Here is a 14,685-nt window from a genome sequence, read left to right as displayed (position 1 = left end):
AGAATGAACATGCACGCGCGCCGCGCACGGCGCTGGACCGGTCTGGTCCTGTCGATGGGACTGCTGGCGGTGGCCCCGCTGGCGTGGGCGGCAGCCCCGCAGCCCGCTGCGGTACAGGTCCAGGGCGTCGGCGGCTACGAGCTGCCCTCGGCGGCGCTGCAGGCGGTGGTCGACGCCCCGCGCGCGCCGTCGCTGTACCTGTCGCCGCGCCGCGACGTGGCCGCGCTGATGCAGATGCCGTCGCTGCCGTCGATCCAGGTGGTGGCGCAGCCGGAACTGAAACTGGCCGGCCTGCGCATCAACCCGCGCACGTTCTCCGACAGCCGCTTCAGCTTCGGCGAGAAGCTGTGGCTGATGAACGTGGCCGACGGCAGGGAGCGGCAGATCAGCGGTCTGCCGGCCACGCTGTCGATCGCCAGCCTGATGTGGTCGCCGGACCAGAAGTGGCTGGCCTTCAACCAGGTCGATGCGGGTACCGGCGCCAATGAACTGTGGCTGGTGGATGTGGCCGCTGGCAGTGCGCGCCGCCTCGTCGCGGGCCTGAACACGGTGATCGGCAGCGGCTACCAGTGGCTGCCGGACAGCCGCGGTCTGGTGGCGTTCACCCGCCCGGCCAACCTCGGTGCAGCCCCGGCCGCCGACGGCATTCCGACCGGCCCGGCCGTGCAGCAGACCAGCCAGGGCGGCGGCGTGGTGTCGATCCGTACCTACCAGGACCTGCTGAAGAACGAAGCCGACGCGCGCCAGTTCGATTACTACGCCACCACCCAACCGATGGAAGTCAGCCTGGATGGCAACACCCGCGCGATCGGCGCGGCCGGCATCTTCATGGGCTTCTCGGTGTCGCCGGATGGCCGCTTCGTGCTGCGCCAGCCGGTGCAGCGACCGTACTCCTACGTGGTGCCGGTGAGCAGTTTCCCGCGCCGCATTGAAGTGATCGACCGTGCCAGCGGCAAGCTGGTGCACACCGTGGCCGTGCGCCCGCTGGTGGAAGGCCTGCCGACCGGCAACGACGCTGAAGTGACCGGCGTGCGCGACATCAGCTGGCGCGGTGATGCCGATGCCACCCTGGTCTGGGCCGAAGCGCAGGACGGCGGCGACCCGAACAGGGAGGCCAAGGTGCGCGATGCGGTGCTGATGCAGGCCGCGCCGTTCGACACGCCGCCGGTGACGCTGGCCCAGCTTGGCAGCCGCCTGGCCGGCATCAGCTGGGGCCGCGGTGACCTGGCCCTGTTGACCGAATCGTGGTGGAAGACCCGCAAGACCAAGACCTGGCTGATCGCCCCGGACAACGCCGGTACCGAGCCGCGCCTGCTGTGGGATCGCGATGCACAGGACCGCTATGCCGATCCGGGCCGCGCGTTGCTGGCCAGCGACGAACGTGGTCGCTCGCTGCTGCAGACCAGCGCTGATGGCAGCAGCCTGTATCTGGCCGGTGCCGGTGCTTCGCCGGAAGGTGACCGTCCGTTCGTGGACCGCTTCGACATCGCCAGCGGCAAGGCCACCCGCCTGTTCCACTCGCAGGCGCCGAGCTATTCGCTGCCGGTGGCACTGCTGGACAACCAGGGCAGCTCGCTGCTGCTGAGCCGCGAGAGCCCGGACGAGCCGGCCAATTTCTACGTGCAGTCGCTGGCCGATGCGGGTACCGCAGCGCGCGCGCTGACCCACTTCGCCCATCCGCTGCCGCAATTGAAGGGCGTGCAGAAGGAGCAGATCCGCTACAAGCGCAAGGATGGCGTGGACCTGACCGCGACCCTGCTGCTGCCGCCGGGGTACGACCCGAAGCGCGACGGCCCGCGGCCGCTGCTGATGTGGGCCTACCCGGGTGAGTTCAAGAGTGCCGCTGCGGCCAGCCAGGTGACCGATTCGCCGTACCGCTTCAATGCGGTCAGTTACTGGGGCCCGCAGGCATTCCTGGCCAAGGGCTATGTGGTGCTGGCCAGCCCGTCGATGCCGATCATCGGTGAGGGCGACAAGGAGCCGAACGACACCTACATCGAACAGCTGGTGGCCAACGCGCAGGCAGCGGTGGATGAAGTGGTGCGCCGTGGCGTGACCGATCGCGATCACATTGCCATCGGTGGCCATTCCTACGGTGCGTTCATGACCGCCAACCTGCTGGCGCACACCCGCCTGTTCAAGGCCGGCATCGCCCGCAGCGGCGCCTACAACCGCACGCTCACCCCGTTCGGCTTCCAGGCCGAGGAGCGCAACTACTGGCAGGCGCAGGACGTCTACCAGAAGATGGCGCCGTTCAACTACGCCGACAAGATCAAGGATCCGATCCTCTTCATCCACGGCGTGGATGACAACAACTCCGGCACGTTCCCGATGCAGAGCGAGCGTATGTTCGCGGCGGTGAAGGGCCTGGGTGGCACCGCGCGGCTGGTGATGCTGCCGAACGAATCGCACGCCTATCGCGCGCGCGAATCGATCATGACGATGTTGGCCGAGAGTGAGCGCTGGCTGGAGCAGACCATCGGCCCGGCCGCGCAGGGCAAGGCGAAGAAAAAGCGCTGACCGGACCCGGTAGTGCCGGCCGCTGGCCGGCAACCTCATGGAGCCATGCAACCTGAGGTTGCCGGCCAGCGGCCGGCACTACCAGATGAAACCATTTTTGCATCGCAGCACGACGCCCGTTCTGGTTTAGGCTTGGGGTCTGGATCCGTTGACCGAGGCCTGTGCGTCGCCGATGAACGAGTACCGCAGCAGCATCGAGTTTGCTTCTCCCGATCTTCCGCTTCGCGATGACGTGCGCCGGCTCGGCGCGCTGGTCGGCGACCTGCTGGTTGAACAGGTTTCAGCCGCTTTCCTCGACGATGTCGAGGATGTGCGCACCCGCGCCATCGCCCGCCGCGAGAACCAGGCACCGCTGTCGGAGCTGGCCGAAGGGCTGGCCGGGCGCACGCCGCAGCAGGCCGAGACCATGGTGCGGGCCTTCAGCACCTACTTCCAGGTGGTCAACATCGCCGAGCGCGTGCATCGCATCCGCCGCCGCCGTGACTACCAGCGTGCCGGTACCGCAGGTGCGCAGCCTGATGGCCTGCAGGATGCGCTGCAGCACCTGAAGGCACAGGGCGTGGGCCTGGACGAACTGGCGCAGTGGCTGCCACGCATCGATATCGAACCGGTGTTCACCGCGCACCCGACCGAGGCCGTGCGCCGCGCGCTGCTGGAAAAAGAGCAGCTGATGGTGGCCAGCCTGGTCGACAACCTCGACGGCCAGCGCACGCCGGGTGAGGCCGCTGCCGATGCCGCGCGCTTCCGCATGGCGCTGACCGCTTCGTGGCAGACCACCGATTCCTCGCCGGTACGGCCTACCGTGGATGACGAGCGCGAGCACGTCGGCTTCTACCTGGTACAGGTGCTGTATCGCGTGATCCCGGTGCTGTACGAATCGCTGCAGCAGGCGCTGCGCGATACCTACGGCGAAGAGCTGCCGCTGCCACGCCTGCTGCGTTTTGGCACCTGGGTGGGCGGAGACATGGACGGCAACCCGAACGTGGATGCCCACACCATCCGCAATACGCTGGATGCGCAGCGGCAGGCGGTGCTCGCGCGCTACCAGAAGGAGCTGCTGCAGCTGGCCAGCCTGCTCAGCCAGTCCACCGAACGGGTGGGCGTAAGCGATGCGCTGCAGGCGCGCGTGGCGCACTACCAGCAGTTGCTGCCGCAGGTGCAGTCGCGCCCCCGCCATGCCGACATGCCCTACCGCCTGCTCAACGACCGCATGCGCGCACGTCTGCAGGCGACGCTGGATGATGGCGAGGGCGCCTACGCCGGCCCCACTGAACTGATCGACGACCTGCAGCTGATCCTGGACAGCCTGCACGCCCATCGCGGCGAGCATGCCGGCGGCTTTGCCGTGCAGCGCCTGCTGTGGCGGGTGAAGACCTTCGGCTTCCATCTGGCGCGGCTGGATGTGCGCCAGGAGTCGAGCGTGCATGCGCGCGCTCTGGCCGCCGTACTGGGCGGCGAAGAAACCTGGCAGGCGCTGGACGCGCTGGGTCGTGCACGCCTGCTGGGCCCGCACGCCAGCGGCGAAGACGCGCTGCCGAAGGCCGACGACGAGGGCAACCAGCGGCTGGATGCGGTGTTCGCCGCGCTGGCCGATGCACGCGCGCGGCATGGCAGCGATGCGCTGGGCAGCTACATCATCTCGATGGCGCACGACCGCAGCGATGTGCTGGCAGTGCTGGCGCTGGCGCGTCGTGGCGGCCTGGTGGAAGAGGGCGGAGCGGTGCCACTGGATATCGCCCCCCTGTTCGAGACCGTGGATGACCTCAAGCGCGGCACCGCGACCCTGCGTGACCTGCTGGACGACCCGATCTATCGTGCGCACCTGCAAGCACGCGACAACGTGCAGATGGTGATGCTGGGCTATTCGGACAGCAGCAAGGATGGCGGCATCGCCGCTTCGCGCTGGGGCCTGCAGCGTGCGCAGGTGGAACTGCTGGAGGTGGCGGCCGAAGCCGGCATCCGCCTGACCTTCTTCCATGGTCGTGGCGGTTCGATCAGCCGTGGTGGCGGCAAGACCACCCACGCGGTCGATGCGTCGCCGCGCGGCAGTATCGACGGCCGACTGCGGGTGACCGAGCAGGGCGAGGTGATCCATCGCAAATACGGCATCCGCGCGCTGGCCCTGCGCTCGCTGGAACAGGCCACGGGTGCGGTGCTGCGCGCCAGCTTGCGCCCGCGTGCGCCCGAGCCGCGCGAGGATGACTGGCGGCCGGTGATGGAAGCCGTTTCATCTTCCAGCAGCGAGGTGTATCGCGGCTTCGTTGGCCAGGCCGGTTTCATGGATTACTTCCGCACCGCCACACCGATCGACGTGATCGAGCGGATGACGCTGGGCTCGCGGCCTTCGCGCCGGCTCGGCCAGGACGCGGCACTGGGCAACCTGCGTGCGATTCCCTGGGTGTTCGCCTGGAGCCAGGCGCGTGCCGTCATTCCCGGCTGGTACGGCGTAGGCAGCGGCCTGCAGGCGGCGGTCGATGCCGGCCACGAACAGACCCTGCGCGAAATGGCGCGTGACTGGCCGTTCTTCCGCACGTTCCTGGACGACATCGCAATGGTGCTGTCCAAGGGCGATATCACCATCGCCGAGCAGTTCTCACTGTTGTCGGGCGCCCTGCACGGGCGCTTCTTCCCGCAGGTGCAGCGCGAACTGGAGCTCACCCGACACTGGCTGCTGGCATTGATGGACCAGCAGACGCTGCTGGACCACGATGCGCGGCAGGCGCTGTCGATCCGCCTGCGCAATCCCTACGTCGATCCGATCAGCGTGCTGCAGGTGGATCTGCTGCAGCGCTGGCGCGAAAGCGGGCGCGAGGACGATGACCTGTTGCGCGCGCTGGTGGCCTGCGTGAACGGTGTTTCGCAGGGCGTGCAGAACACCGGTTGACCTTCTGCATCCGCCGGGCGTGGCCCGGCGAATTCGAAATGGTAGTGCCGGCCGCTGGCCGGCAACCTCATGATGTTCGGCAGCACGCGCGAGGTTGCCGGCCAGCGGCCGGCACTACCTCATTCTTCCGGCGACGGCGGATTCGATGCCAGCAGTTCCAGATGCCGCTGCTCCATTTCCTGGCGCAGCTGGCGGCGGATCAGCGCGGCCGCCTGGCGACGCTTTTCGTCTGACGTGACCGGCTGCAATGACGGCACCGGCGTCGGCCGGCCTTCCTCGTCCACCGCCACCATGGTGAAGAAGCAGCTGTTGGCGTGGCGCACGCTGCGTTTGAGGATGTCCTCGGCCACCACCTTGATGCCGATCTCCATCGACGAGGTGCCGGTGTGGTTCACCGAGGCCAGGAAGGTGACCAGCTCGCCCACCGCGATCGGCTGGCGGAACATCACCTGGTCCACGGACAGGGTGACCACGTAGCTGCCGGCGTAACGGCTGGCGCAGGCGTAGGCAACCTGGTCAAGCAGGCGCAGGACCGCACCGCCGTGGACCTTGCCGGAGAAATTGGCCATTTCCGGCGACATCAGCACGGTCATGGACAGCTGGTGGGTTTTGAGTTCGGTCGACATGGGGCGATTGTATCGGCAACCGGTAGTGCCGGCCGCTGGCCGGCAACCACGCGATTGTTTCCGGAGGCCATGAAAAAGCCGGCCAGCGGCCGGCTCTACCGAAAGCAGAAGGGCCGCGTGAGCGGCCCTTCGTGTTTCTTACTTCAGCTTCGCATCGGCGCGCAGGGCGGCGGCGCGGTCGGTCTTCTCCCAGGAGAAGGCCGTGGCGTTGACGGTCTCGCCTTCGCCGTTGAGGTAGCTGAACTCCTTCGGCTTGCGGCCGAAGTGGCCGTAGGCCGCAGTCTGCTGGTACATCGGGTGCACCAGGTCCAGCATCTTGATGATGCCGTACGGGCGCAGGTCGAAGTGCTTGCGGATCAGCTTCTCGATCTTGTCGTCGCTGATCTTGCCGGTGCCGAAGGTGGTGACCGAGATCGAGGTCGGCTCAGCCACGCCGATGGCGTAGGAGACCTGCACTTCGCAACGGTCGGCCAGGCCGGCGGCAACCACGTTCTTGGCGACGTAGCGGGCCGCATAGGCCGCCGAACGGTCGACCTTGGACGGGTCCTTGCCGGAGAAGGCACCACCACCGTGACGGGCCCAGCCGCCGTAGGTGTCGACGATGATCTTGCGGCCGGTCAGGCCACAGTCGCCCACCGGGCCGCCGATCTCGAACTTGCCGGTCGGGTTGATGTGGAACTTGGTGCCCTTGTGCAGCCACTTGGCCGGCAGCACCGGCTTGATGATCTCTTCGCGGACGGCCTCGATGAGGTCCTTCTGCTTGATGCCCGGGGCGTGCTGGGTCGACAGGACCACCGCGTCGATGGCCGAGACCACGCCGTTTTCATAGCGCAGGGTGACCTGGCTCTTGGCGTCCGGGCGCAGCCACGACAGCGGCGAGTTCTTCTTCTTGCGGATCTTGGCCTGCTGCTCGACCAGGCGGTGCGACAGGTGGATCGCGGCCGGCATGTAGCTGTCGGTTTCGTTGGTGGCGTAGCCGAACATCAGGCCCTGGTCGCCAGCACCCATTTCTTCGGGCTTCTTGCGATCCACGCCCTGGGCGATGTGCGGCGACTGCTTGCCGATCAGGTTCAGCACGCCACAGGTGGCGCCGTCGAAGCCGACGTCGGAGCTGTCATAGCCGATGTCCACGATGACCTTGCGGGTCAGCGCTTCCAGGTCGATCCAGGCGCTGGTGGTGATCTCACCGGCCACGATGGCAACGCCGGTCTTGACCATGGTCTCGCAGGCCACGCGGGCGCGCTGGTCCTGGGTCAGGATCGCGTCCAGCACCGCATCGGAGATCTGGTCGGCAACCTTGTCCGGATGGCCTTCAGAGACCGACTCGGAGGTGAAGAGGTAGCTGGACATCAGGCTTAATATCCTTTGATTCGGATGGAAAGATGGGCGCGAATGATACACGGGGTGCGCCGCCTGTGCATTGTGAACCTGTACCGGTTGCCGGTGGTTAAGCCCATGTCGGTCCGCAGGGCCCGCTGCTGCGGGATTGAGGCCCAGACTCGGCGCCCAGTGTTCCACCAGCGTGACAACGGTGCGGGTCCCGCCCGGCCCCGGCCGCGCAGCCCGCGCTCACGCTCCTGGGGGAGGGCCGTCATCGTTCTGCCCCGAAACCGCCATCTGGTTGCCGCCTGCCCGGCGCAGGCTGTCGGCCAATCCGGCCGCCGGGCACGAGCGAACTCGCCATGCAGGAACTCGAACAGCGTCTCCAGCAACGCTTCCCCGATTGGTTCCACGGTCGCCGAGGCCAACTGGCGCGGCCGCTGCTGCGCAGCGTCGGCCGCTGGTCACGGTTGGACCAGATCGAAGCGTTCCTGAAGCGCAGCGCGGGATTGCGCGGATTCGGCTTCGTCGCCGCCGGCCTGGAATTCATCGATGGCCAGTACCAGGTGGATCCGGCCGCGCTGGCGAAGATCCCGGCCACGGGCCGCCTGCTGATCGTCGCCAACCACCCCTCCGGGGCGCTGGATGCCCTCGCATTGCTGGACGCGGTCGGCCGCATCCGTCGTGACGTGCGGATCGTGGCCAATGATCTGTTGGGGGCGATCGCGCCACTGCAGGACCTGCTGCTGCCGGTGCGCATCCTGGGTGGCAAGGCCCAGCGTGGCAGCCTGCACGCCGTCGAGGAGGCGTTGAACGCCGAGCAGTGCGTGATTGTGTTCCCGGCGGGTGAGGTCTCGCGCCTGTCGCTGCGCGGTATCCGCGATGGCCGCTGGCAGCGCGGGTTCGTCCGCTTCGCCCGTGCCGCCGGCGCGCCGGTGCTGCCGGTGCGGGTGGAAGCGCGCAACTCGGCGCTGTTCTACGGCGCCTCGACCCTGTTCAAGCCGGCCGGCACCGCGCTGCTGGCGCGCGAGATGTTCACCCGCCGCGGGCGCCCGCTGCGGCTGAGCATCGGTGAGCCGATGCAGCTGGGCAAGGGCGGCGACCCGGGGGCACAGCTGCTGGCGGTGCGCCGCGCGCTGTACGCACTGGGCCGCAATGGCGTGGCCGGCAATGCCGCTGCCCTTCACGGTCCCGAGCCGCTGGCCGCGCCGGTGCCGCCCTCACAGGTGGCCGCGGGTATCGCGGTGGCCACGCAGTTGGGCCAGACCGCCGATGGCAAGCAGATCCTGCTGGCGACCTGTAGCGCCGATTCGCCGCTGCTGTTGGAACTGGGCCGCCTGCGCGAACTGACCTTCCGCCAGGTGGGCGAGGGCACCGGGCGCAGCCGTGACCTGGACGATTACGACCCGCAGTACGAGCACATCGTGATCTGGGACGCTGCCGCGCAGCGCATCGCCGGCGCGTACCGGATCATGCGCGGCGCCCATGCGCTGGCCCGGCACGGACTGTCCGGGCTCTACAGCGCGTCGCTGTTCCGCTATTCCGACGATGCCATCACCCATATCGCCGAGGGCCTGGAACTGGGCCGCAGCTTCGTGGTGCCCGACTATTGGGGCAGCCGCAGCCTGGATTACCTGTGGCAGGGCATCGGTGCCTACCTGCAGTGCCGGCCGGGCATCCGCTACCTGTTCGGCGCGGTATCGATCAGCGCGGCACTGCCACGTGATGCACGCGAGCAGCTGGTGGCGTACTACCAGCGCTACTACAGCGGTAGTGCGGGTCTGGCCGAATCGAACCGGCCGTTCCAGTACTTCGCCGCGCCGCCGAGTTTCGGCGAGCTGGATGCAGGCGCCGCGTTCGATGTGCTCAAGGCCAACCTGGCCGCACTCGGCACCGGGGTACCGACGCTGTACCGCCAGTACACCGATCTCTGCGAACCCGGTGGCGCCCGCTTCCTTGCCTTCGGTGTCGACCCGGATTTCAGCGATTCGATCGATGGCCTGATCGAAGTGGACCTGTGTGCGATCCGTCCGAACAAGCGCAAACGCTACCTGCGCGACGCGGGGACGCCGGCATGAGCGCGCTGGCGAACCTGTCGCCGCACCGGCGCGCAGTGTTCGTCTCCGATGTACACCTGGGCTCACGCCACTGCCACGCCGCCGAGCTGGCCCGGTTCCTCTCACAGTTGCGCTGCGAACGGCTGTACCTGGTCGGTGACATCATCGACCTGTGGTGGATGGCCCACCGCCGCGCCAACTGGCGGCAGTCGCACAGCGAAGTCATCCAGGCCCTGCATGCGCTGCGCCGTGCAGGCACCGAGATCATCTACATTCCCGGCAACCATGACGCCTCGCTGCGGCAGGTGTGCGGGCTGATGCTGCCGGCGATGCAGGTGCGCCGCCGTGCCATCCACGTGACCGCCGATGGCCGCAGGCTGCTGGTCGCACACGGCGACGAGTACGACGGCGTGACCCACTTCGGTGGCCTGCAGGAGAAATTCGGCGACTGGCTGTACTACCGCATCCTGACCGGCAACCAGGCGCTGAACGCGGTGCGGCGCCTGCTGGGAATGCGCTACTGGTCGTTGTCTGAATTCCTGAAGAAGCGCAGCGGTGCCGCCGAACGCTACATCGAGCGCTTCGTGCAGGCCGGGCTGGACGATGTCCGCCGTCGCGGACTGGATGGCATCGTCTGCGGCCACATCCACCGCGCCGCGTTGATTGAACGCGATGGCCTGGTCTACGCCAATGATGGCGACTGGGTGGAGAGCCTGACCGCACTGGCTGAGGATCACGACGGCGCGCTGCGCCTGCTCGACCACAACGGGCAGACCCTGGTGGAGCTGCCCGGCGCGCGGATGTCGCAGGCGGCGTAGCCTGCCTTTTGTAGAGCCGAGCCCACGCTCGGCTTGCTGTTACACGCAACGAAGAGCAGCCGAGCATGGGCTCGGCTCTACGAAGAACCCCACAAACGTGTGGTCATCGCGCTAGCATCGGCCGATGGATTCCCTGACCCAGATCGTGCTCGGCGGCGCCGTCGCCGCTGCCATCGCTCCGCCCGGCCATCGCCGCGCGGCTCTGCTCGCTGGTGCGGCGCTCGGCACCCTGCCGGACCTCGATGCGCTATGGCTCGGCTTCACCGCTGCCGACCCGGTGGCGAACATGATCGAGCACCGCAGCTTCAGCCATTCGCTGCTGGTGCTGCCGTGGGTGGCTGCACTGATCTGGTGGTTGTTCAAGCGCTTCGGCAACGGCCGCGTCGCGCAGTCACCGGTGCGCTGGTTCTGGGCGATCCAGCTGGCGCTGGTTACCCATCCGCTGCTGGATGCGTTCACCGTCTACGGCACCCAGCTGTGGTGGCCGTTGCGGCCACACCCGACCATGGGCTCCAGCGTCTTCATCATCGATCTCGGCTACACGGTGTGGCTGCTGCTGGGCTGTGTGCTGGCCTGGTTCGGCCGCGCTCGGCCCTGGGCAGGCAAGGTGCTGGGTGTGGCGTTGCTGGTCAGCAGCGGTTACCTGGGCTGGGGCTTGATCGCAAAGGCGCAGGTCGACCGTGCTGCCCAGCAGAGCCTGGCGGCGATGGGCCTGGGCGATGCGCCGCGCTTCTCGGTGCCGATGCCGTTCAACACCCTGCTGTGGCGCGTGGTGGCGATGACGCCGAACGGCTACGTGGTGGGGGATCGCTCACTGGTGGCCGACCACGGGCCGATGCAGTTCGAAGGCCACGCGTCCAACGTGCAGGCCTTGCGCGAAGCAGGGGGCATCCCGGCGGTGCAGCAGTTGACGTGGTTCAACCGTGGCTTCATGCGTGCACAGGTGGTGGACGGCCGGCTGGTGCTGAGCGACCTGCGCATGGGCCTGGAGCCAGACTACACCTTCAACTTCGCCGTGGCCGAGCAGGTCGATGGGCAGTGGCGACCGATTACGCCCGAACAGGTGCGGGCGGATTACAGCAGTCCCGCCGCGCGTGCTGATGCCGGGCGCCGGCTGGCGGCGATGTGGCAGCGGATCTGGCACGCGCCCATAGCCGGCGCCGTTGAGTAGATCCGCGCCGTGCGTGGATGGCGGGAACATCGGCACCGCAGCGTCGCATCAGTAGATCCACGCCATGCGTGGATTGCGGGAACATCGGCGCTGGCAGCCACGCATGGCGTGGCTCTACTGGCAGTGCCGCGTCGGCTCAGTACACCGTGGCGCGAGCCGGTGCCGTCGAGTAGTTCCACGCCATGCGTGGATTGCGGGAACATCGGCGCTGGCAGCCACGCATGGCGTGGCTCTACTTGCAGTGCCGCGTCGGCTCAGTACACCGTGGCGCGAGCCAGTGCCGCCGAGTAGATCCACGCCATGCGTGGATAGCGGGAACATCGGCGTTGGCAGCCACGCATGGCGTGGCTCTACTTGCAGTGCCGCGTCGGCTCAATACACCGTGGCGCGAGCCGGTGCCGCCGAGTAGATCCACGCCGTGCGTGGATAGCGGGAACATCGGCGCTGGCAGCCACGCATGGCGTGGCTCTACTAGCAGTGCCGTGTCGGCTCAGTACACCGTGGCGCGAGCCCATGCCGCCGAGGAGATCCGCGCCATGCGTGGATGGCGGGAACATCGGCACCGCAGCGTCGCATCAGTAGATCCACGCCATGCGTGGATAGCGGGAACATCGGCGCTGGCAGCCACGCATGGCGTGGCTCTACTTGCAGTGCCGCGTCGGCTCAATACACCGTGGCGCGAGCCGGTGCCGTTGAGTAGTTCCACGCCATGCGTGGATTGCGGGAACATCGGCGCTGGCAGCCACGCATGGCGTGGCTCTACTGGCAGTGCCGCGTCGGCTCAGTACACCGTGGCGCGAGCCGGTGCCGCCGAGTAGATCCACGCCATGCGTGGATAGCGGGAACATCGGCGCCGGCAGCCACGCATGGCGTGGCTCTACTAGCAGTGCCGTGTCGGCTCAGTACACCGTGGCGCGAGCCCATGCCGCCGAGGAGATCCACGCCATGCGTGGATAGCGGGAACATCGGCGCTGGCAGCCACGCATGGCGTGGCTCTACTAGCAGTGCCGTGTCGGCTCAGTACACCGTGGCGCGAGCCCATGCCGCCGAGGAGATCTACGCCATGCGTGGATAGCGGGAACATCGGCGCTGGCAGCCACGCATGGCGTGGCTCTACTGACAGTGCCGCGTCGGCTCAGTACACCGTGGCGCGAGCCGGTGCCGCCGAGTAGATCCACGCCATGCGTGGATAGCGGGAGCATCGGCGGTGGCAGCCACGCATGGCGTGGCTCTACTGGCAGTGCCGCGTCGGCTCAATACACCGTGGCGCGGCCCTGCACGAACGAGTAGAAGAACACCGCGTTCGGGTCGTTCTGCACCAGGCGGAACTCACGGCGCATGCCTTCCACGGTTTCCTCGTCCACCGAGCCGGCCTGCAACAGCGGGTCGGCGGCCGACAGCAGCAGCTGTTCCCAGAACGCGATCATCGTCTTTCGGCGTGCCGGTTCGCGGTTGTCCAGGTGGATGGTCTTGATCTCGGTGTGTACGTCGCGGAAGCCGCCGGCCAGCAGCAGGTTGCCCAGCTTGGCACCAACGAACGGGTCGCCACCGTGGTCGTACTGGAAATCGTTGAAGGCCATCCAGTAGCGCCAGATGTGCGGCGAATACGGGTCGAGCAGGAACGAGGCATTCATCACTTCGGTGATGTACACCGGCGAACCCGGCGCCAGTACCCGGCGCACTTCGCTGAGCACGCGCGCCGGAGACGGCACATGTTCCAGCACCCAGCACAGGAACGCCGAATCGAAGCTGCGCGCCTCGAACGGCAGTTCACCGGCGTCCGCCTGCTGCAGGGTGTAGCGGTCGCTGCACCACGGTGTGCGCGCCAGGTTCTCGCGCGCGGTGGCCAGCTGTGTTTCGCTCAGGTCCACGCCGGTTACGTGCAGCTCGGGGAAGCGGCGCAGCAGGATCTCGGTCTGTGCACCGACGCCGCTGCCGACTTCCAGCAGGCGCCGCGCGCCGCTGTAGTCGATCTGGCCGAAGATGCTCGATTCCAGCAGGCGCGCCTGGGTCATCAAGCGTTGCTGCTCGGTGCCGGAAAACCCGTGCAGGTAGGTTGGGGAAGAGATCGGCGGTGTCATGGTGGGCTCTTGTAGCGTCGAACGTGCTCGACTGCTCTGGAAATTCAGTCGAGCAAGCTCGACTCTACGGTTTGAGGAATCGAGCACGCTCGAATCTACGGAACGAAGTGGTCGGTAAGATTGCGGGCGGTACGATCAGGCGGCCGACGGCAGCGCCGGTTCCCCGGCGATCAGGCGGTCGAAGTACTCGGTGGTCAGCGCGATCTGGCTGGCCGGATCCTCGGCGCGGTTGACCACCGCCCGGAACGCGGCATTCTCCGGCCGGTCCTTGGCATACCAGCCCAGGTGCTTGCGCGCGATGCGCACGCCCTGCGGCTCGCCATAGAACGCGTGCAGCGCATGCAGGTGGCCGAGCAGGATGTCGCGCACTTCGGCCAGCGAAGGCGGTGGCAGTTCCTCGCCCGTGGCCAGGTAGTGCGCCACTTCGCGGAAGATCCACGGCCGGCCCTGCGCGGAGCGACCGATCATCACCGCGTCCACGCCGGTTTCCTTCAGGACGTAGGCGGCCTTCTGCGGCGAATCGATATCACCGTTGGCGATCACCGGAATACGCAGCGCGGCCTTGATCTCGGCGATGGTGGCGTACTCCGCCTGGCCGGTGTAGTGCTGGTCGCGGGTGCGGCCATGCACGGCCAGCGCCGCGATGCCACTCTGTTCGGCAATGCGTGCGATCAGCGGGCCGTTGCGATGGTCGCAGTCCCAACCGGTGCGGATCTTCAGGGTGACCGGCACGTCCACCGCGTTGACCACGGCCTCCAGGATGCGCGCCACCAGCTGCTCGTCGCGCATCAGTGCCGAACCGGCCCAGGCATTGCACACCTTCTTGGCCGGGCAGCCCATGTTGATGTCGATGATCTGCGCGCCGTGGTCGACGTTGTAGCGTGCGGCCTCGGCCAGCTGCTGCGGCTCGGTGCCGGCGATCTGCACGCTGATCGGCGCGGGCTCACCGTCATGGTCCATGCGGTGGATCGACTTGCGCGTGTTCCAGAAGCGCGGATCACTGATGGTCATTTCCGAGGCAGCCAGACCCGCGCCCAGCCGTTTGCACAGCAGGCGGAAGGGCTTGTCGGTGACGCCGGCCATGGGTGCCAGCACGACGTTGGGGGCAATGGTGTACGGGCCGATCTGCATGCGCCCATTGTAGGACGCGAGCGGCGGCACGGCCGCGTCAGGCCGGCCCCGGTTCAGGCCGATCGGCACCGACCTCA

Annotated in this window: 9 protein-coding genes; 5 read left to right on the top strand and 4 right to left on the bottom strand. The window is 67.6% G+C overall.

The genetic code is table 11. The features are described from left to right. Window positions 1-3: 3 nt before the first annotated feature. Both ABR323_RS02020 and ppc read left to right on the top strand, forming a co-directional pair. On the top strand, window positions 4-2,520 hold the full coding sequence (locus ABR323_RS02020; protein ID WP_439448005.1) for a S9 family peptidase: 2,517 nt from the start codon (window positions 4-6) through the stop codon (window positions 2,518-2,520). Between the two features lie 172 nt (window positions 2,521-2,692). Further along, window positions 2,693-5,404 (top strand): phosphoenolpyruvate carboxylase, encoded by a 2,712-nt coding sequence (ppc, locus tag ABR323_RS02015; protein WP_439448170.1) that lies wholly within the window; start codon window positions 2,693-2,695, stop codon window positions 5,402-5,404. A 119-nt stretch (window positions 5,405-5,523) separates the two neighbouring features. Here the strand turns inward: ppc and ABR323_RS02010 are convergent, their stop codons facing one another. After that, entirely contained in the window at window positions 5,524-6,030 is a 507-nt protein-coding gene (locus ABR323_RS02010; RefSeq protein ID WP_439448004.1) for an acyl-CoA thioesterase, read from the bottom strand. Window positions 6,031-6,168: 138 nt separating this feature from the next. Further along, a complete protein-coding gene (metK, locus tag ABR323_RS02005) occupies window positions 6,169-7,380 on the bottom strand; it encodes a methionine adenosyltransferase (protein ID WP_012510070.1) in 1,212 nt (403 codons plus the stop codon). A 332-nt stretch (window positions 7,381-7,712) separates the two neighbouring features. On the opposite strand from metK, the gene ABR323_RS02000 reads away from it, so the two are divergent. The 3 genes from ABR323_RS02000 to ABR323_RS01990 all read left to right on the top strand — a co-directional run bounded on the left by ABR323_RS02000 (window position 7,713) and on the right by ABR323_RS01990 (window position 11,396). Continuing rightward, window positions 7,713-9,428: a lysophospholipid acyltransferase family protein gene (locus ABR323_RS02000; RefSeq protein WP_439448003.1), complete on the top strand. Its 1,716-nt coding sequence runs from the start codon at window positions 7,713-7,715 to the stop codon at window positions 9,426-9,428. Further along, window positions 9,425-10,225 carry a UDP-2,3-diacylglucosamine diphosphatase gene (locus ABR323_RS01995; protein ID WP_439448002.1) on the top strand — a complete coding sequence of 267 codons (801 nt, stop codon included), beginning with the start codon at window positions 9,425-9,427 and terminating at the stop codon, window positions 10,223-10,225. Before ABR323_RS02000 ends, ABR323_RS01995 begins: the two co-directional genes overlap by 4 nt. A gap of 124 nt (window positions 10,226-10,349) precedes the next feature. Next, complete coding sequence (locus tag ABR323_RS01990) at window positions 10,350-11,396, top strand: metal-dependent hydrolase (RefSeq protein WP_439448001.1); 1,047 nt, start codon at window positions 10,350-10,352, stop codon at window positions 11,394-11,396. Window positions 11,397-12,649: 1,253 nt separating this feature from the next. Here ABR323_RS01990 and ABR323_RS01985 read toward each other — a convergent pair. Together ABR323_RS01985 and dusB are read right to left on the bottom strand one after the other, a co-directional pair. Next, entirely contained in the window at window positions 12,650-13,477 is an 828-nt protein-coding gene (locus tag ABR323_RS01985; protein ID WP_439448000.1) for a class I SAM-dependent methyltransferase, read from the bottom strand. 135 nt (window positions 13,478-13,612) lie between these two features. Beyond that, on the bottom strand, window positions 13,613-14,608 hold the full coding sequence (gene dusB / locus ABR323_RS01980; protein ID WP_439447999.1) for a tRNA dihydrouridine synthase DusB: 996 nt from the start codon (window positions 14,606-14,608) through the stop codon (window positions 13,613-13,615). Window positions 14,609-14,685 lie beyond the last annotated feature (77 nt).

It is taken from the genome of Stenotrophomonas sp. ATs4 (genome assembly GCF_051861585.1).
GTDB lineage: Bacteria > Pseudomonadota > Gammaproteobacteria > Xanthomonadales > Xanthomonadaceae > Stenotrophomonas > Stenotrophomonas maltophilia_AS.
This window is presented reverse-complemented; position numbering and strand designations above follow the sequence as displayed.